The sequence below is a fragment of the Halomonas sp. RT37 genome (assembly GCF_040070525.1).
Lineage (GTDB): Bacteria > Pseudomonadota > Gammaproteobacteria > Pseudomonadales > Halomonadaceae > Halomonas > Halomonas litopenaei.
Genome location: NZ_CP098827.1, coordinates 4,649,191 through 4,667,961, shown reverse-complemented (window position 1 = coordinate 4,667,961; position 18,771 = coordinate 4,649,191). Strand labels below are relative to the sequence as shown.

The 18,771-nt window shown below is 66.4% G+C and carries 17 protein-coding genes; 3 read left to right on the top strand and 14 right to left on the bottom strand.

Annotation, left to right across the window (positions count from 1 at the left end):
* Positions 1–40: 40 nt before the first annotated feature.
* From NFG58_RS20325 to fliF, 14 genes are all read right to left on the bottom strand, one after another.
* On the bottom strand, positions 41–2,173 hold the full coding sequence (locus tag NFG58_RS20325; RefSeq protein ID WP_348827254.1) for a capsular polysaccharide biosynthesis protein: 2,133 nt from the start codon (positions 2,171–2,173) through the stop codon (positions 41–43).
* Between the two features lie 163 nt (positions 2,174–2,336).
* Positions 2,337–3,131, bottom strand: a complete 795-nt coding sequence (gene fliR, locus NFG58_RS20320; protein WP_108448597.1) for a flagellar biosynthetic protein FliR — start codon at positions 3,129–3,131, stop codon at positions 2,337–2,339.
* A gap of 55 nt (positions 3,132–3,186) precedes the next feature.
* Positions 3,187–3,456: a flagellar biosynthesis protein FliQ gene (fliQ, locus tag NFG58_RS20315; RefSeq protein WP_045992443.1), complete on the bottom strand. Its 270-nt coding sequence runs from the start codon at positions 3,454–3,456 to the stop codon at positions 3,187–3,189.
* Between the two features lie 70 nt (positions 3,457–3,526).
* Positions 3,527–4,321, bottom strand: a complete 795-nt coding sequence (gene fliP / locus NFG58_RS20310) for a flagellar type III secretion system pore protein FliP (RefSeq protein ID WP_348827253.1) — start codon at positions 4,319–4,321, stop codon at positions 3,527–3,529.
* Positions 4,321–4,734 carry a flagellar biosynthetic protein FliO gene (gene fliO, locus NFG58_RS20305; protein ID WP_045992441.1) on the bottom strand — a complete coding sequence of 138 codons (414 nt, stop codon included), beginning with the start codon at positions 4,732–4,734 and terminating at the stop codon, positions 4,321–4,323. The genes fliP and fliO overlap by 1 nt, the downstream gene beginning before the upstream one ends.
* Complete coding sequence (fliN, locus tag NFG58_RS20300) at positions 4,731–5,243, bottom strand: flagellar motor switch protein FliN (RefSeq protein ID WP_348827252.1); 513 nt, start codon at positions 5,241–5,243, stop codon at positions 4,731–4,733. The genes fliO and fliN overlap by 4 nt, the downstream gene beginning before the upstream one ends.
* Positions 5,236–6,282: a flagellar motor switch protein FliM gene (gene fliM / locus NFG58_RS20295; protein WP_045992439.1), complete on the bottom strand. Its 1,047-nt coding sequence runs from the start codon at positions 6,280–6,282 to the stop codon at positions 5,236–5,238. The genes fliN and fliM overlap by 8 nt, the downstream gene beginning before the upstream one ends.
* A gap of 9 nt (positions 6,283–6,291) precedes the next feature.
* The gene (gene fliL / locus NFG58_RS20290; protein ID WP_045992438.1) at positions 6,292–6,780 is read right to left on the bottom strand and encodes a flagellar basal body-associated protein FliL; all 489 of its coding nucleotides are present in this window, start codon (positions 6,778–6,780) and stop codon (positions 6,292–6,294) included.
* A 236-nt stretch (positions 6,781–7,016) separates the two neighbouring features.
* The gene (locus tag NFG58_RS20285; RefSeq protein ID WP_348827251.1) at positions 7,017–8,444 is read right to left on the bottom strand and encodes a flagellar hook-length control protein FliK; all 1,428 of its coding nucleotides are present in this window, start codon (positions 8,442–8,444) and stop codon (positions 7,017–7,019) included.
* 17 nt (positions 8,445–8,461) lie between these two features.
* Positions 8,462–8,914: a flagellar export protein FliJ gene (fliJ, locus tag NFG58_RS20280; protein WP_045992437.1), complete on the bottom strand. Its 453-nt coding sequence runs from the start codon at positions 8,912–8,914 to the stop codon at positions 8,462–8,464.
* Complete coding sequence (gene fliI, locus NFG58_RS20275; RefSeq protein ID WP_348827250.1) at positions 8,911–10,308, bottom strand: flagellar protein export ATPase FliI; 1,398 nt, start codon at positions 10,306–10,308, stop codon at positions 8,911–8,913. Before fliI ends, fliJ begins: the two co-directional genes overlap by 4 nt.
* Positions 10,305–11,054: a flagellar assembly protein FliH gene (gene fliH / locus NFG58_RS20270; protein ID WP_348827249.1), complete on the bottom strand. Its 750-nt coding sequence runs from the start codon at positions 11,052–11,054 to the stop codon at positions 10,305–10,307. The genes fliI and fliH overlap by 4 nt, the downstream gene beginning before the upstream one ends.
* A 48-nt stretch (positions 11,055–11,102) precedes the next feature.
* The gene (gene fliG / locus NFG58_RS20265; protein WP_045992434.1) at positions 11,103–12,107 is read right to left on the bottom strand and encodes a flagellar motor switch protein FliG; all 1,005 of its coding nucleotides are present in this window, start codon (positions 12,105–12,107) and stop codon (positions 11,103–11,105) included.
* Positions 12,100–13,824 carry a flagellar basal-body MS-ring/collar protein FliF gene (fliF, locus tag NFG58_RS20260; protein WP_213230255.1) on the bottom strand — a complete coding sequence of 575 codons (1,725 nt, stop codon included), beginning with the start codon at positions 13,822–13,824 and terminating at the stop codon, positions 12,100–12,102. Before fliF ends, fliG begins: the two co-directional genes overlap by 8 nt.
* 254 nt (positions 13,825–14,078) lie before the next feature.
* On the opposite strand from fliF, the gene fliE reads away from it, so the two are divergent.
* The 3 genes from fliE to NFG58_RS20245 all read left to right on the top strand — a co-directional run bounded on the left by fliE (position 14,079) and on the right by NFG58_RS20245 (position 18,273).
* Positions 14,079–14,414 (top strand): flagellar hook-basal body complex protein FliE, encoded by a 336-nt coding sequence (gene fliE / locus NFG58_RS20255; protein WP_045992432.1) that lies wholly within the window; start codon positions 14,079–14,081, stop codon positions 14,412–14,414.
* 126 nt (positions 14,415–14,540) lie between these two features.
* Positions 14,541–16,220, top strand: coding sequence for a methyl-accepting chemotaxis protein (locus tag NFG58_RS20250; protein WP_348827248.1), 1,680 nt, complete (start codon positions 14,541–14,543; stop codon positions 16,218–16,220).
* A gap of 184 nt (positions 16,221–16,404) precedes the next feature.
* Positions 16,405–18,273 (top strand): methyl-accepting chemotaxis protein, encoded by a 1,869-nt coding sequence (locus NFG58_RS20245; protein WP_222516330.1) that lies wholly within the window; start codon positions 16,405–16,407, stop codon positions 18,271–18,273.
* The last annotated feature ends 498 nt before the right edge of the window (positions 18,274–18,771 follow it).

Here is an 18,771-nt window from a genome sequence, read left to right as displayed (position 1 = left end):
TGGTGGAAAAGGGGCAAGGGGCAAGGACTGGCGCTCCGTCTCAATAGCGCCCGTACAGATAGCGCCGGACCTGTCGGTAGAGGCGTTGCCACAGCCTCAGCCTTGGCCCTTGCTGGCGTTGGCGTTCGAGCAGGGTGATCGCGGTCTCGACGTTGATCGGCTGGCGGGTAGCGGGGTCCACGTAGCCGGGATAGTGGATCAGTGCCGCCGCGACCAGTTCTTCCAGGGTGGCGCGCCGACATCGCCGAGGGGGCGTCGCTGCCTCATCCCGGGTCAGTCCCCAGCCGGCGTAGAACGGCAGGCCATAGGTAATCACCGGGCGACTGCGGAGTAGCGCCTCGAAGCCCGCCAGGGAGGTCAGGGTATGAACCTCGTCGACCTGATCGATCAGGGCAGTGATGTTGCCCTCTGCTGCCAGCACATCGTAGGCCTCGGCGGGAACCTGCTCGCCCTGGCGTACGCCGGCGACCACGTCCGGATGGGGACGATAGAGCAGGAAGGCGTTGGGGTGGCGGCGGCGCACCTCTGCAAGCAGGGCGCGATTGGTGTGGATCTCACAGGCACCGTGACGTACCGAAGCGTCACTTTCCACCTGGCCGATCACCAGCAGCCGGGGACGATCGCTGGGCAGCGCTGGCAAACCGGGCTTGGGCGAGGCGTCGTGGCCGTCGTTGTACTTGGACAGACCCCGTTGTACCAGCCGCGAGATCAGGCTGCGTGCGCGCAGGTGGTCCCGCGGGCTGAACTCGCCATTCTCGATCAGTTCCTCGAGCTCGCTGGGACGGGTGGGGTCGTAGTGGATGCCGGCCCCGTCGATGACCAGCGACAGCGGCCGAGTGAGATCGATACCGAGCCCCACCGAGCGCAGGAAACCGTCTTCCATGCGATGGACATCGTCTCTTCGGGGATATTGGCTGCCCCACACCAGATGATTCACTGGCGTGGGTGCTGGGTCGGATGCCGTTTCAGACGATGAATCGGTCGATTTCAGCGAGCTCAGTGGCAGCTGTTCGACCCGCGACAGGGGGCCGAGGAAGTCCGTCACGAAGCCGCGCTTCCATCGCGACAGACCGTAGCATCGCCAGTGCCCGGCGCCGCGCTGTATCTGACGGCGCTGATCCTCCAGCAGGTCCAGGGTGTCGCCCAGCGTCGCTGGCTCGCCGGTATAGGGGTTGGCGTAGCGTGTGTAGCGCAGGTAGGCGGCGGCGAATACCCGGGCCAGGGATGCCGGTCGCTGACGCCGCGCACAGCGTTGTCGGTCCTGGGTGAGGCCCCAGCCGGCATAGAACGGCAGGCCGTGACAGGTGACCGGCAGGCCCGCCAGCAGCGCCTCGAAGCCGAGTTGACTGGTGACCACATGGACCGCCTCGACCACGTCGAACAGGGCCCAGGGATTGATGTCGTCGGTGATCAGGCGGCAGCGGGGACGGCCGGCGGCCCCCAGCAGGTGGCCCTGGCGTCGCCCGGCGATCACCTCCGGATGGATCTTGATCAGGATTTCGGCCTCGGGATGGCTTTCCAGGGCCTGTTCAAGCATACGAACAAAGGTGGCCTCCGAGGCCCCGCCGCCGACAATGGAAGCGTCGTCCCGGGTCTGGTCCACCACCAGTACCCGGGAGCGGGACGAATCTTCCAGTCGAATGTCAGGGGCGTGGTTGTACTTGGACAGTCGGGCGAGCCGCAGGCGCGCCATCAAGGCGTTGGCCCGTACCTCTTCGGTGGCGTCGATGTAGGCGTGGTTGATCAGGGTCTCGAGATCGGAGGGCCGGGAGGCGTCGTAGTGGATGCCGCTATGATCCACCACCAGGGAGAGGCTGGCGAAGCCTTCGTCGGCGGGCCCCCAGGAGCGCAGGAAACCGTCTTCCAGGGCGACGAAGGGCAGGCCCTTGTCCGTCGCCAGGCGCCTGGCGCGACGGGTGGTCCCCCGGTTGCCCCAGCCGAGCACGGCGGCGGGGCGGCAACGGTGGCGCTGGCGCCAGGGCCGAATGCGGGAAAATTCCGGCAGGCAGGGGGCGAGTATCGGTAGCCGGGCCAGGGCATCGGTCGCCGTCAGGGCCTGGTTGTCTGTCGGGGCCTGGTCGTCTGTCGGGGCATGGTTGTCTGTCGAAGCATAGGTCGCCGTCAGGGCGGTGGGCTGCCTGTCCTGCTCGTCCGTGTGTGGTGAAGCGCCCATGCGTGCCTGCATCTCGCCGATGATCGGGGGTCCATCGTATCAGCGTGGCGCTAGCCGCCCTGGTCTCGGGTGTGCCGCTGCCTGCAGCCCGGTGAGTCACGGCTTGATCGGGGTCGTTCGCGAGTCTGATATCGCGCCTGGCTTCCAATCGCTTCCGGCACCGTCAGCTTGCCAGGGGCGCCAGGGTGTCGAGCAGCGACTGCAGGAAATCCAGACCCTGGTGGAAGTGGCGCTGCAGAAAGCGACCGAGGTCGGTCATCAGGACCATCAGCAGTGCCAGGCCGACGCTGAGAGAGGTGGGGAAGCCGATATTGAATACGGTCAGCTGGGGTGCTGCGCGATTGAGGATGCCGAGTGCCAGGTTGATGGTCAGCAGCGGGGCGACCAGCGGCAGCGCCAGCAGCAGGCCGGTGGCAAAGATGGTGCCGCCGTAGCGGGCCAGCAGGATGAAGGCTTCAGGGTTGAAGCGCTGGATGCCGATGGGCAGGGTCTCGAAGCTGGTGATCAACAGTTCCAGCACGATCAGGTGGCCATTCACCGCCAGGAACATCAGTAGCGTGATCATGTACAGAAAGCGCGAGATCACGACCATGTTGGTGCCGCTGGAAGGGTCGAAGAAGGTGGCGAAGGCCAGGCCCATCTGCAGCCCGATAAACTCACCGGTGGCCTGTACCACCACCAGGATGATCCGCACGCACAGGCCCATGGCCACGCCGATGATCAGCTGTTCGACCACCAGGCCGAGGCCGGCCCAGGAGGCCACCGGGACATCGGGCAGTGGTGGCAGCATCGGCGAGATGACCACGCTGATGGCACCGGCCAGCCCGATCTTGGCCTGGGTAGGCACCGCGCTGTGGCCCCACAGGGGGGCGCTCAGCATCAGCGCGGTGATGCGCATGAACGGCCACAGGAACAGGCTGAGCCAGGCATGCAGCTGGGTGAAGGTGATCTCGACCATCAGGACGCGGGCGCCTCGGGGATAGGGCCGGTGGCTTCAGCGCAGGCGGCCCGGCTCAGGACACCAGCGCCGGGATACTGGTAAACAGCTCCCGGGTGAAGGTGATGATCAGCTGCAGCAGCCAGGGACCGGCCAGCACCAGCACGGCAAACACGGCCAGGATCTTGGGAATGAACGACAGCGTCATCTCGTTGATCTGGGTAGCGGCCTGGAACAGGCTGACCAGCAGGCCGGTGAACAGCGCGGTAAGCAACAGCGGCGCCCCCAGCAGCAGGGTCACGCGCATGCCCTGGTAGGCCAAACTCATGACGGTTTCGGGATGCATGACGAGTCTCCTTGCTGGCGCCGCCTTGTCTGGGCCCGTAGGCCTTCGCCGGGGCCCTGTCGTCGGGGGCCTATAAATAGAAGCTTTCCGCCATCGAGCCGATGATCAGCTGCCAGCCGTCCACCAGCACGAACAGCATCAGCTTGAACGGCATCGAAATGGTCACCGGCGGGACCATCATCATGCCCAGTGACATCAGCACGCTGGCGACCACCAGGTCGATGATCAGAAAGGGGATGAAGATGGTGAAGCCGATCTGGAAGGCGGTCTTCAGTTCGCTGGTGACGAAGGCCGGTACCAGCACCTGCAACGGCACGTCCTCGGGACCGGCCAGGGGGCCGACCTCGGACAGGCGGGCAAACATGGCGAGGTCCGGCTCTCGGGTCTGGCCCAGCATGAACTCGCGAAAGGGCTGCTGGGCGAGCTCGATGAACTGGCCAAAATCGATGGCGTCGGTGGACAGCGGCAGCCAGGCGTCCTGGTAAACGTCGCTGAGCACCGGAGACATGATGAAGGCGGTCAGAAACAGCGCGAGGCCCAGCAGCACCTGGTTGGGCGGCGTCGAGGCGGTGCCCATGGCGGTACGCAGCAGGCTCAGCACGATGATGATGCGGGTAAAGCTGGTCATCATCAGCAGCGCCGTGGGCAGAAAGGCCATGGCGCTGAGCAGCAGCAGGGTCTGCAGCGACAGCGACCATTTCTGCCCGCCATCGGCCATGGGTTCACTGATCAGGCCCGGGATCTGCTGGGCCTGGGCCGGGCCGGCAGCCAGCAGACAGACAACCAGGGCCAGTCCGAGGCTGGCCACCAGTGGCGTCCAGGGACGGGAGTAGAGGCTGTGCTGAAGAAGTATCAACTGTCGCATCACCGCTCTCGCCGACCAAGGTTGGCCTTGAGAGCCTGGCCCAGGCGCTCGCCAAAGCTGTCACCCTGCGGCGCGTCCGGCTGGGCGGGCGTCGCCTCGTCGGTCGGGGCGGGCAGGCTGTCCAGCCGATTGACCTGACCGCCGCCGACGCCGAGCACCAGCCAGCGATCCTGGACCTGAACCACCACCACGCGCTCGCGCTGACCGACGGCGGTGGAGCCGACCACCTTGAGTCGGGACTGCTGGCCGTGAAAGCCGCCGCCCCGCCGCTTCAGCCAGGCGGAAAGGCCCAGCAGAATGGCGATGATCAGTGCCAGGGCGGCGGCGGTCTTGCCCAGCATGGCCAGTCCCAGCAGGCTGTCGCCTCCCTGGGCCAGTCCGTCGACGGCGGCGCTGGAGGTGGTCTCGTTCATCGGTTGAGCTTCTGCACCCGCTCTGAGGGGGTGATGATCTCGGTGATACGGATGCCGTAGCGGTCTTCGACCACCACGACTTCGCCCTGGGCGATCAGGTAGCCGTTGATCAGGATGTCCATCGGCTCACCGGCCAGCCCCTCCAGTTCCACCACCGAGCCCTGGGCCAGTTCCAGCAACTGCTTGATGGTCAGGCGGGTGCGACCAAGCTCCACGGTCAGCTTGACCGGGATATCCATGATCATGTCGAGCTCGCGGGCAGCGCTGGAGGAGGTGCTTTCACCGAGCGGGCGGAACACGCTGTCTCCTGCGGCGCGCGCTGCGGCAGGGGTATCTTCTGGGGCCTGCTCGCCCGGGTTCTCCTCGGCGGCCTGCTGTTCGGCCATGGCATCGGCCCAGGGGTCGTCCTCGCCAGCGCCATCGCTGGTGGCATCGTCCTGTTGTTCGGACATGGCGGCGGCCCAGTCGTCGTCGCCGACAGGGGAGTCGGGTTTATTGGGGTCAGTCATGGTGCGATTCCTTGGAAGGAGGCCGAGAGCCTTTGACGAAGGCGTTGCTGGGCTGGTGACCGGCGGCGTGGTCGAACATCCGCAGGACTCGGAGGGCGCGCTGGTCGCGCTGGCTGCCGTATTCGCATTCCATCACCGGCACCTCGTCGACCTGGGCGGTGACGGTATCGGGCAGTTCGAGCGGCAGGATGTCACCGACCTTCAGCGCCATCACCTCGGCGATGCGCGAGTCGATGGTGGCGAAGTTGGCCACCAGCTCTACCTCTGGATGACGCAGCTCGCCGGCCATACGCCGGTGGAAGGCGCCGTCCTTGTCGCGACTGTTCTCGCTCAACGGGTTGGTCAGCAGGTCCTTGAGCGGTTCGATCATGCTGTAGGGCATGCAGATCTGGAAGCTGGACGAGAGGTTGCCGACCTCCAGATGAAAGCTGGTACTGACCACGATCTCGTTGGGCGAGTTGGTGATGTTGGCGAACTTGGACTGCATCTCCGAGCGCAGGTAGCTGATGTCCAGCGGGTAGACGGACTTCCAGGCCTCGCTGTAGCCATCGATGGCCATGTTCAGCACGCGCTGGATGATGCGCTGTTCGGTATTGGTGAACTCGCGCCCTTCGGACTTGGTGACGAAGCGGCCGTCACCGCCGAACAGGTTGTCCACCACCATGAACACCAGGCTCGGGGGAAACACGATCAGGGCCGAGCCCTTGAGCGGTTTCATGGCGATGATGTTGATGTTGGTGGGCACCGGCACGTTGCGCGAGAACTCGCTGTAGCTGAGGTAGCGCACGGCGTCGACGCTGATGTCGGCGCTGCGCCGCAGCAGGTTGAACATGCCGGTGCGGAAGTGACGGGCGAAGCGCTCGTTGATGATGTCCAGGGCCTGCAGACGCTCGCGGATGATGCGCTGCTGATTGGCCGGATCGAAGGGGCGCAAGCGCCCTCGAGCTGCATTGTCTTCGCCCTCGGCATCGTCGTCGCCGCTGACGCCCTTGAGCAGTGCGTCGATTTCTTCCTGGGACAGGAGATCGTCTTGAGACATGGGGGCGACCTATTGGACGATGAACTCGGTGAAAAGCACATCATCGATATGGATGCGCGGACGCTCGGGGCCGAGCACGTCTTCCAGGGTGGCGACGATATCCTCGGCCAGGGCCTTCTTGCCCGATGCGCTGACCAGTGTCTCGGCCTCGCGGTCCGACAGCAGCAACAACAGCTGGTTACGCACCTGGGGACGGTGCTGTTCCAGCGTCTCGAGGCTAGCGTCATCGCTGAGCTTGAGGGTCAGGCCGGCGTACAACAGGCGCGGTCCGGCGTTGTCTTCGGCCAGGTTGACGGTGAAGGGCTCCAGTTTCAGGTAGATGGGCGCCGTATCTTCAACCGCGCCGGTGCTGGCCTGAGCCATATGCTCGCCGAAGGTGTCTGCTGATTCTGCGTGCGCCTTTTCCTGGTACAGCAGGTAGAACCCGGCCGCGGCACCGAAGGATGCGAGGATGACCAGGATCACCAGACACCAGATGAGCCGTCGAGATTTCGCCATGTCCTGAAGTCCTGAGCCTGTGGCCCCTCGAGGGGCGGTAATGTACTAGCGTGCGGGCGTGCCGCAACCTTAGTATGCCGTCAGGCATCGGCGATCGATGGCGAGAACAGGCACCGAGTTCGTGCCTATCTTGGGTATTTGTGGGGTGAGCCCCGCCGCTCACGCTGTGTAGCGGCAGGGGGTGCCTGGAAGGGCGTGGGTCAGGCGCAGGTCAGGCGCGTGTCCAGCCCTATGCGTCAGGCGTAGATGTCCACGCGGCCATCGTCTGACTCGTGGCGCTGGTCAGGGGCAGAGCTTGCCGTGGTGGCCGGCTCCATCGGCTCGCCCTTGCCCTGGCCGGAGGCTGCCAGCGATGGCTGGCCGCGAGAGTCCGAGGGTTGCTGGCCGCCAAACTGTGCGCCCTGGTCGCTCACCGAGGCGTCACCGAGCTGGATGCCCTGTTCGGCCAGGGCTTCGCGAAGCTGGGGAATGGCCTGCTCAAGGGCCTGGCGCACCTGGGAGTGGGCCGAGAAGAACTGGGCCTGGGCACCGTGCTCGCCCAGCTTGAGGGTCACCCCCAGCGAGCCGAGTTCGGCGGGGTGCAGGCGCAACTCGACCTGCTGTTCGCCCGCACCGCCCTGGCTGGACAGCCTTGCCAGGGTCTGGCCGAGCTGCTGCGGCCAGGCGGCCTGGTTGAATGACAGTGAGGCATTGGTACCCGGGGGCATGGCGGCGGCCAGGGAGGAGCCAAAGGGCGACGCGCCCCGTGCCTGTGAGGCGGTGGGCGAGAGCACGGCATCCAGCGAAGCGTCGGCCTCGCCCCGGGCAGCGCCAGCAAGGATCTCGCCGGGACGCAGTTCCGCAGCGCCTGACCCTGTGCCCTGGGCCATCCAGCCGGACGTGTCTGGAGCCAGGGCGCCGGGTGCGAGGCCCGCCGGGGCAACGGGTGCCTGTCCTTGTAAATTACCCTGCGCATTGCTGCCGGCGGCCATGGCTGCCTGCTGCGCCGCCGAGGGAGCGCGATCCACCGGATGCTCGGCCCTGGGGAGTCGATGCAGCGCCGGGAGCGCGTCCTGTGCCAGGCGTGACTGGGCGGGCGCATTTTCCGTGGCGGCGGTGGCGTCGAGGGCGGCGCTCTGCAGTGCTGGGGCCTGATTCTGGACCTGGACCCGAACCAGGGGCGAAAGCTGAGCCTGCGCCGACGGCCCTGATGGCGGAGACGTCGCGAGCGCCGGTGTGGCCTGGGCTGCGACGTCCAGCGGTAGTGCCTGCTGACTTGCGGCGCCGCCTTGTGTCAGCAGTGCATGCGCCCCGCCGGGGAGCTGCCCGGCAAGCGCTGCGCCTGTAGCGTCCCGCGGTGCGCCGTTCAAGCCTGGTGCGCCGAGTCCTGATGACGCCAGCTGGCCTGCGTCAGCAGCGGGCTGCCCGTGGGGGCCCGGGGCCGATGAGGCAACGGCCAGCAGTGCCAGTGTCCAGTCCTGGGGCTCGCTATGGTCCTGATCACTGAGCGCCGTGTCGCTGGCCTGGCCATTGGCGGGGCGCCCGGTATTGTCGAGGGGGGCCGCCTGGCCGCCGAGTGCGGCCAGGCGCTGGGCGAAGTCGCCACCGATCGGCGCGGCGGCGCCCTTGCTGCCACTGGCCTGGGAAGAAACGGGGCCTGCCAGGCCCAACAGGGTGAGGTCCATGGTGAGTTCCTTTGAGGTCAGTAGCCGCCGGGCATGGCGCTGCCGCGCTGCAGTCGGCTGTTGATCAGGTCGTCGCTGGAGCGCTGTTCCTGGCGGGCCTGCTGGCGCAGGCCTTCCTGGGCACGGCGTTCGGCCAGGGTGTCGTAGGCGCTGAGGCGCTGCTGTTCGTGTTGCCACTCGCGCTGGCTGTCGCTGACCTTCTGGCGCTGTTGCTGGAGCGCTCGTCGTGCGGTGGCCAGGGCATCGTCAAGCGACAGCAGGAAGCGCTGAGTATTGTGCAGGGTGGCCGGATCGATGCCACTGCGCATGTTCTGGTGCAGACGCTCTGCGTATTCCTGTCGGTAGTGTTCCAGCGACGACAGCTGATCGGCGACCTGACGCTCGTCTCGGCGGGCGCTGGCAAGGTGCTGCATCGCCTGGTCGCGGGCGTCCCGGGCCAGCTCGGTCAAGGTGTCCAGAGGGGTTCTCATGGGGTTCCTCCCAGGGTGGACGAGAGCGCCTGACGCGAGGCCTCGAGGGTGGCGCATTCGTCGATTCGCTGTTGCAGAAAGGCTTCCAGATCCGGATAGCGGCGCACGGCTTCGTCCAGGCGAGGGTCGTGGCCGGGCTGGTAGGCGCCCACGCTGATCAGGTCACGGTTGCGCTGGTAGCGCGAGAACATGGCCTTGAAGCCCTGGGCCTGGCGGCGCTGGCCGTCGTCGACGATGGCGTTCATGGCCCGGCTGATCGAGGCTTCGATGTCGATGGCGGGGTAGTGGCCGGATTCCGCCAGGCTGCGCGACAGCACCACGTGGCCATCGAGGATGGCGCGGGCGGAGTCGGCGATGGGGTCCTGCTGGTCGTCGCCTTCGGTCAGCACGGTATAGAAGGCGGTAATCGATCCCCCACCGGGCTCGGCGTTGCCGGCGCGCTCCACCAGCCCCGGCAGTTTGGCGAACACCGAGGGCGGATAGCCCTTGGTCGCCGGAGGTTCGCCGATGGCCAGGGCGATCTCGCGCTGGGCCATGGCGTAGCGGGTCAGCGAGTCCATGATCAGCAGCACGTTCTTGCCGTCGTCGCGAAAGCCTTCGGCCAGGCGGGTGGCGTAGGCGGCGCCCTTGAGTCGTTGCAGTGGCGAGGTGTCGGCGGGGGCCGCCACTACCACGGCACGGCGCCGGCCCTCGGGCCCGAGGATGTTGTCGATGAAGTCCTGGACCTCGCGGCCACGTTCGCCGATCAGTCCGACCACGATGACGTCGGCTCGGGTGTAGCGCGCCATCATGCCGAGTAGCACCGACTTGCCGACGCCGGAGCCGGCGAACAGGCCCATGCGCTGGCCGCGGCCGACGCTGAGCAGGGCGTTGATGGCGCGGATGCCGACGTCGATCTGTTCCTCGATGGGAGCACGAGACAGGGGGTTGAGCGGCGGTGTGGCCAATGGCGCCCGGGGGGCGTCATCCAGTTCACCGAGACCGTCCAGCGGAGCCCCGGTGCCGTCAACGACCCTGCCCAGCAGGCTCTCGCCCAGCGGAAAGCGTCGCGAGGCATTGACGCTACCGTCGCCCAGGGGCAGCACCCGGGCGCCGGGCATCAGTCCACTGATCTCGCCAAGCGGCATCAGGAACAGGCGATCGCCGGCGAAGCCGACGACCTCGGCCTCGGCGTAGTCGTGCGCTGAGCCGGCAGCGGTGTGATCTGCCGTGCCGGGAAGCTCGATGCGACAGCTGTCACCCAGCGCCACCTGCAGGCCGACGGCTTCGATGACCATGCCAGTGGCGCGCACCACGCGGCCTGTGGCCCTGGTCATGGGCAGGGGCTCGACGCGATGGGCGACGGCCTTGAGGGCGTGCTGCCAGCGCTGCTGGTGGGTCTGGGGGCCGTTCATGGCGCATCGTCCTCGTGGGCGACGCCATGATCCTCTGGTTCGGGGGTGTGGCGCGGGGCCCTTCTGCGCACCTGGCGATTCACCGCCTGCCAGCGACGCTCCCAGGTGGCGTCGATATCGCCCTGTTCGCCGCTGACCCGGCAGCCGCCACGGTGCAGACGCTCGTCGGCGCGCAGGGTCCAGCCGGCGGCCTCGAGCTGCTCGCCCAGGTGGCGCTCCACCAGGCGCAGGTCGAGCGGGTGCAGCCACAGGCGCTGGCGTCCCACCAGGGGCGGATCGGTGTGCAAAAGCCGCTGGACCAGCTCCACCACCTGGCGTGGCCGGGCCTTGAGGGCGTCATCCGCCAGCTGCCGGCCGGTGGCCAGGGCCAGGTCGGTCAGATCCTCGGCCACCGCATCGTCCAGCTCGGACAGTGCCGTGCGGAACTCGTCGACGAGTCGGCCAAGCGGTGCCAGGGCCTCTTCACAGCGTTTGTCCAGGGCGTCGGCGATCTCCTGCTCGGCGCGGGCGCGGCCCTCGGCCAGGCCCTGCTCGAGGCCCTGGGCCAGTCCTTTCTGGTAGCCCTCGTCGTAGCCCTTCTGGTGGCCCTGGACATGGCCCTCGCGGTGGCCCGTCTCGCGGGCCCGGCGGCGTTCGTCATCGAGTTCCTGGCGAGTGGGCGGGCGCGGGGTCGCTGCGGCCTCGGTGGTGCCGTCGTCGCCTTCCTCGGGCAGCTCGCCCATGTTCCAGCGGCGCCATTGGCTCATGCCGAGACCCTCCTCGCCGGCGTGCCAGGTTCACTGAATCGAGGTGTCCTAGACATAGGCTTCGTCGCCTCCGCTGAGCACGATTTCGCCGTTGTCGGCCAGGCGACGCACCACCTGCAGGATGGCCTTCTGCTCGGTCTCCACCTGGGAGATGCGAATGGGCCCCCTGGCGTCCATGTCTTCCTGCAGCAGGTCGGCGGCGCGCTGGGACATGTTGACCAGGAACTTGGCCTTGAGCGTTTCCGGGGCTCCCTTGAGCGCGATGACCAGGCTGTTGGTCTCGATCTCCTTGAGCAACAGCTGGATGCTGCGGTCGTCCAGATCGCCGATGTTCTCGAACAGGAACATCTCGTCGATGATCTTCTGAGCCAGGTCCTCGCTGTGGGCGCGCACGGTGTCGATGGCGGCCTCTTCCTGGGTGGTGTTCATCAGGTTGAGGATCTCCGCCGCGGTACGTACACCGCCCATCTTGCTGCGCTTGAGGTTCTGGCCGTCGAGCATGCTGGTGAGCACTTCGGTGAGTTCCTGCAGTGCCGCCGGCTGGACGCCGCTGAAGGTGGCGATGCGCAGCACCACATCGTTGCGCTGCTTGTCGTCGAACAGCTCGAGCACGTCGGCCGCCTGGTGGCGCTCGAGGTGCACAAGCACGGTGGCGATGATCTGTGGATGCTCGTCACGGATCAGCTCCGCCACCATGGACGGCTCCATCAGGTTGAGGGCGTCGATGCCGCTGCTGGTGCCGGCAGTTTCGAGGACGTCCTCGATCAGGCTGGAGGCCCGTTCGGTGCCGAGCGCCTTGGTCAGCACCGAGCGGATGTGCTCGCTGGAGTTCATGTTGAGACCGATGAACTCCTCGGTCTCGGTGTGGAAGTCGTGCAGCACGCGACGCATCTCTTCGTGGGAGATCTGCCCGAGCTGGGTCATCTCCCTCGATAGCTGCTGGATTTCCTTGGCATTGAGAAACTTGAACACTTCCGCCGCGCTGTCCTCGTCCAGGGCCAGCAGCAGTACGGCGCTGCGGCGGATGCCGCTCGAGGCTTCGATGTTAGTCATTGGCGTTCATCCAGCTGCGTACGATCATGGCGACCATGCGGGGATCTTCCTGGGCCAGCTCGCGCAGGTCGTTGAGGTTCTGTTCGTAGGCGCTGGCCTTGCGCCGGCGGCGGTTGTCGCGGCCGTAGGTGGCGTCCTCACCGTCGGTCGTCTCGCTGTCACCCTCGGACGCCTCTTCGTCGTCGCTCTCGTCGTCGCCGACCCGTGCCGAGAAGGCGCTGGGCATGGGGGCCGGGGCCACCGGAGCCTCGGTATAACGACGGATCAGCGGACGCAGCACGAGCAGGTAGAGCAGAGCGACGGCCAGGATGATCAGCAGATAGCGACCGAGTTCCTTGGCCAGTTGATGGACCATCGGGTCCTGCCACCAGGTGGGGGCTTCGACCTCGGGTGCCTGGGCGAATGCACTGTTGACCACCGACAGGGCGTCGCCGCGGCTTTCCGAGAAGCCCATGGCCTGACGCACCAGTGCCTCGATCTCGGCGAGTTGTTCCGCTGACAGGGGGGTGAGGGTGGCTTCGCCTTGCTCATCGACGCCGTCCTGGTAGTTCACCACCACCGCGGCGGACAGGCGTTCGATGCCTCCCTTCTGGTACTGCACATGCGATACCTGTCGATCCAGCTCGTAGTTGGTGACGTCATCGCGCCGCAGGCGTTGCGGTGACGCCTCTTCCTGTTCGACGGTATCGGCGGCGGCCTCGTCGTTGTCCGGCTGCGCGGCATCACCGTTGTCGATGGGTGACGCGGCGGTACCTGGCGCGGTGTTGCTCAGGGCGCCGGGAATGCCGCTGGCCAGGTCACCCTGGCCATTGATGTCCAGGCTGGTCTGGCGGCTGCGGACCGCCGCCTGTGCGGGCGGCTGGTTCGGGGTGTAGCGCTCCTGGGTCTCTTCACGCTGGGAGAAGTCGATCTGGGCGGTGACCTGGGCACGCACGTTGGCATGGCCGACCAGCGGCGCCAGGATGTCCTCGATGCGCCGCTGGTAGGAACGCTCGATTTCGGCGACGTAGTCCAGCTGCGAGCCGTCCAGCCCCAGCCCACCAGCGTCGGCCGATGACAGCAGGCGCCCGTTCTGGTCGATCACGGTGACGTCTTCACCGGCCAGGTCGGGCACGCTGGAAGAGACCAGGTGGACCATGGCAGCCACCTGGCCCTCGCCGACACGTCGGCCAGGCTCGAGTGTCAGCACCACCGAGGCCTTGGCCGGCTGACGCTCGCGTACGAACACCGAGTCCTTGGCCAGGGCCAGATGGACACGGGCGTTGGCCACCGGGCCCAACGAGGCGATGGATCTGGCCAGCTCGCCTTCCAGGCCGCGCTGGTAGTTGATCTGCTCGGCGAACTGACTGATACCGAAGGCCTGATCCTGCATCAGTTCGAGGCCGACGTTGCCGCCGTGGGGCAGGCCCTGTTCGGCAAGCTGCAGGCGCAGGGTGTGCAGCTGGTCGTCCGGCACCATCAAGGCGTGGCCGCCGGCGGAAAAGCGATAAGGCACCCCGCGGCTATCGAGTTCAGTGATGATGGCGCCGCCGTCGGCTTCGCTGAGATTGCTGAACAGGACTCGGTACTGTGGGCGCGAAGCCCACATCACCAGGGCGATGATCAGAGCAATCGCGGCGGCGCCCCCGATCATCAAGGGAATCAGGGGTTTGCCGCGTAAGCGGGACGTCAGCCCGGACAGGGGGCCGGAGCTTGAGGCGGAGGCCGCTGAGCTCATGGACGACTCCCGTCGGGGGACGGCAAATGGGGGCTGTTCATTGGCATGACCGGTGGTCCGTGGGTCGGGTGGCCGCGGGCGGTGCCCGGTTCTGTGTTGATGCCCATTATCCCGGGGCTGTGGCCAGCCAATGATCGAAATAGCCCATGTTTTGACGGCCATTTACTTCGATGACGGTGCGCTCGCTCTTGTTAGGCTTGCTGTCGTGGAGGCGATGCGCCTCCGTCACCGGCCAACGAGACACAGGACCCGTCATGTCGACTCCCGCGATGCAATCGGCCCTTGCCCAGATGACCACCATGGCCCGCGAGGCCAGCCAGGTGTCGTCCCCGACACTGGGGGGCAACACCGAGGCGGCCCAGGCCGACGCCGGCTTCGCCGACGCCTTGAAGTCGTCGATCCAGCGCATCAACGAGCTCAAGGCCACCGCCGATTCGCAGGCCAAGGCCTTCCAGGCCGGGGTGCCGGGGGTCGAGCTCAACGACGTCATGGTCGACATGCAGAAGGCCAGCGTGGCCTTTCAGATGGGCCAGCAGGTGCGCAATCGCCTGGTATCGGCCTACAGGGATGTGATGAACATGCAGGTGTAGGTGCCGCGCTCGGCTACCCCCTCGGCGATCCCCCCATCGTCTGCCGACATTTTTATGTAATGTTTTGCTGATATTCCTTCGGCACCCGCTCGCCCGAGAAGCGGGGCAACCAGGGATATTCGCTCCATGACGTCTTTTCGAACGCTCTCCATACGTGCCAGCGGGCTGCTGGCGTTGTCTCTCTTCCTGATATTGATGGTCGGACTGGGTGGACTGGGCCTTTATGCCAACCAGCAGGGACGAGAGGCTTTCGATGTAATGCGCGACGAGCACGTCGGTCAGTTCCGTCTGCTCAATCTTGCCCAGACCAGGGTCTTTCGTTCACGCGTCGAGATGGATCGGGCGGCCAGGCTGACGCGGGTGCCGTCCTTCGATCGACCGGGTCCGGTGATCGCTTCTGCCGAGACGCTGCTGAGCGAGGCCAGGGAGGCCTTCGAGGCCTTCATGGCGATCGATGTCGGCGAGGCCCAGGCAGACAACAAGGCGACGCTCGAGCGCCACTTCCGCTCGCTGGTATCCACCGGCCTGGAGCTGCAGCTGATGTTGCTCAAGGAGGGAGATCTTGGCGCCTATGATTCGGGCCAGGCTCGACTGACCAGCATGAGCCAGGCCTTTGTCGATAGCGTGGAGGCCTTTTCCACCCTGGCGCTGGAGCAGGAAGAGGGACTGGCTGCCGGCTTCAGGCACCTGGCAGACAGCATGAACCTCGCCCTGGCGGCGGCGCTCACCCTGGCTCTGGTGCTGGCCATGGCAATGGCTCTGACGGTTCGACGCTACCTGCTGGTCCCGTTGAAGCAGCTGCTGGAACACTTCGAGGCGATGGCCCAGGGCCGACTCGAGCGTCGCCTGCCCGATATGGGCAGCAGCGAAGTGGGCCAGCTGTATCGGGGCGTGGAGTCACTGCGACGGGCGTTGGTGAAGAATATTCGCGGGATTCGCGAGACCAGCGATGACCTGCGTCACAATGCCGAACGCATGCTCGATGATGGTCGCGAACTGGCCACCCGTACCCAGCGCCAGGCATCGGCCCTGGAGCAGACGGTCGCCAGCCTCGAGCAATTGACGGCGACGGTGGCCCAGACGGTGCAGCATCTGGGGGACGCCAACCGCCTGGCGGGCGATGTGGGCAAGCGTGCCAGCAAGGGCAGCGAGGGCGTCGCAGCGGTGGCGGCGGCCATGGACGAGATCCAGCGCCATGCCGACCAGGTGCAGGCGATGGTCAAGCTGATCGACGATATTGCCTTTCAGACCAACCTGCTGGCCCTCAATGCCTCGGTGGAGGCTGCCCGTGCCGGCGAGCACGGCAGAGGCTTCGCGGTGGTAGCGGCGGAGGTGCGCGGCCTGGCGGCGCGCAGCGCCGAAGCGGCCGGCGAGATTCGCAGCCTGACCGGTGCTTCCAGCAAGAGCGTGGCCGATGGCGCGAGGCAGTCCCGCGCCGCCGATCTGTCGATCCAGGGGATAGCGGCGGCAGTCGGGCAGTTGGGGGGCCGAATCGCAGAACTGGAACAGGCCGCCGGAGAGCAGCATCAGGGCCTCGATCAGATTCATCGGGCGATGGCCGAGATCGATGCTGTTACCCAGCGCAACGCCCAGATGGTCGAGCGCTCACGGGAGGAAGCCGAACGTCTGACTGGCACCGCCCTGGCGCTGGGGCAATCCAGTGCGCACATGCAGCTGTCCGACGAAGACGACGACACCTGCATCGGCGAGATGACGGTAAGAACGCAACGCTCGTGGTGGCGGGGGCTGCAGGCCTGGCGCGAGCGCCGGCAGGCCAGACGATTGACGCAGGGTGTCAGCGCCTGACGGGCGCGGCCCGTTTCCCTATCGTCGATGAGTCGCTCGGGAGCCGTTCGGGAGCCATTCGGGAGCCATTCGGGAGGCGAAAGGGGGTAATCGTCAAACTTGGGCTAAAGAGGCATTCTCGATGGCCGATAGTCGCTTGTGTCGACCTTGCAGCCGCAAGGCGTAACCCTTGACAGAGAGCGACATGATTCATTCCTTGAGATTTCGGCTCCTGCTGACCACCGTGGCCGTCATAGTGGTGGCCCTGGCCATCAATGGAGCGGTCAACCTCAGCATTCTGCATCACCATCAGGAGCGCCAGGATGCGCAGCAGCTGGCCTCGGTCGCCGAAGGCAATCGGGTGGCCATCGATGAGTGGGTGTCGAGCCACGCACGCCAGCTCGAGGCACTGGCGCCGGCAGTGTCCGATGCCGATCCCCTGGCGGCGCTGCTGCAGTTGCAGGCCGGTGGCGGCTTTCTCACCACCTATCTGGCCGAGGCCGCGAGCGGAGATGCGATCTTCTCCGACGGCTGGGATGCCCCCGCAGACTATGATCCGCGTCAGCGCCCCTGGTATCAGCAGGCCGTTGAGGCTGAAGCGACCGTGGTGACCCCTCCCTACAAGGATGCCAACACGGGGGGGCTGGTGGTGACCTTCGCCACGCCCTTCTTTAATGAGGGCAGGCTCGAGGCGGTGGCGGGTGGCGATATCACCATCGACGGTGTGATCGATGTGGTGGCCGACATCGCGCCGACGCCGAGCAGTTTTGCCTTCCTCGTCGATGGTGAGGGAGCCCTGGTGGCGCATCCTGATGCCACGCTGAGCCTGGCGCCGGCGACCGAGCTGTCTGCGCGTCTGACGCCGGATTTCCTGACGCAGCTGGGTGACCAGGCACGCCCTGTCACCGTAGACATCGGCGGACGGCAGCGCGAGCTTCTCGCCACGCCCATCAGCGGTACCGACTGGCGACTGGTGATTGCCCTGGACAGCCGGGAGGCCGGTGCCAGCCTTCAGCAGGTGACACAGGCAGCGCTCTGGACTCTGGTGATCGTCGGCCTGGTGGCACTGCTGCTGCTGAGCGTGCTGTTGACCCTCGCGCTCAAGCGACTGTCGATTGCGCGGGATGCCATGGCCGACGTCGCCAGTGGCAACGGAGACCTGACCCGCCGCCTGCCGGAGGACGGCAAGGATGAGGTGGCCCAGATCGCGAGTGCGTTCAATCGCTTCGTGTCGCGCATGGAGGCGGTGATGATCACCATCCGGGACAGCAGCGAGTCGGTGCGGGTTGCCGCCGGCGAGATCGCACTGGGAGGGCAGGACCTGTCGCGGCGCAGCGAAACGACCGCATCGAGCCTGCAGCAGACCTCGGCATCGATCGAGGAGATCACCAGCACCGTGGCGCATACGGCGGCGGCCTCGCGCGATGCCAGGCGGCAGTCGGGGGAGGCCACCGACGTCGCCGAGCGAGGCGGTGAGGTGGTGGACCAGGTGGTGGACACCATGGAGTCGATCACCGAGTCCTCTGTGCAGATCGGCGCCATCGTCAAGGTGATGGATGGTATCGCCTTCCAGACCAACCTGCTGGCGCTCAATGCTTCGGTGGAGGCGGCCCGGGCCGGGGAGCATGGCCGTGGCTTCGCCGTGGTGGCCAGTGAGGTACGCCAACTGGCCACCCGATCCGCCGAGGCTTCCCGTGAAATTCGTAGCTTGATCGAGACCTCCGGCGAGCGCGTGGCCAGCGGTACCGAGCTGGTGCGCCGGGCGGGCGAGACCATGGGCGAGATCGTTCAACAGGTCGGGCGCGTCACGTTGAGCCTGGACGAGATCAGCGTGGCGGCGGAAGAGCAGAGCGAAGGTATCGCACAGGTCAATATCGCGGTGGCGGAGCTGGACCGCATGTCGCAGCAGAACGCGAGTCTGGTCGAAGAGTCTTCTGCTGCCACCGAGCACCTGCTGGAACAGGCCGACCGACTGGGGCGGATGGTGGCAGGATTTACCCTGAGTGAGGCTGCCAGCTCTGCCTCAGCGCCGGCCAATCACCCCGAGCGGGTTGCCGCGCCAACCCCCGCTTGATGCCCTGTTAGTGGGCCGGGGCTTTCCGGCCCCCGCTTCAACCCTCCACTTCAACCTTCCACTTCAACCCTCCAGTTCCAGCCCAGGTTCTTCCCCCTGGCGGCGCAGAGCCTGAGCTGTTCCCTGCCATGCTTGTTACACCAGGCCAGCAGGCACTCTGCGTCCCGGCCTCCTCTCGACGAGAGATGCCGGGGCGCGCGGTGTCCCTTGGTGGTCTCTCCCATGACCGGCCCCACGCTATCTACTTTCTACTTTTCTCTGCCTCTACCTTTCTCTGTCCCTCTGTCCCTCTGTCGCTCTGTCCCTCTGTCCCTCTCTGTCTCTGTCCCTCTCTGTCTCTGTCCCTCTCTGCCTTCTGATTCTTGTGTTCCTCCGCGCCCTGCAGGGCGCCCGTCATCACGTGCCCGGTGATGGCGGAACGTCGATTGGGGGCCAGGAGGGCCTCCTTGAGAAGGATCAGACTGGAGGAAGCGCGCGCCTGGAGCGGCCTGGGAGCTA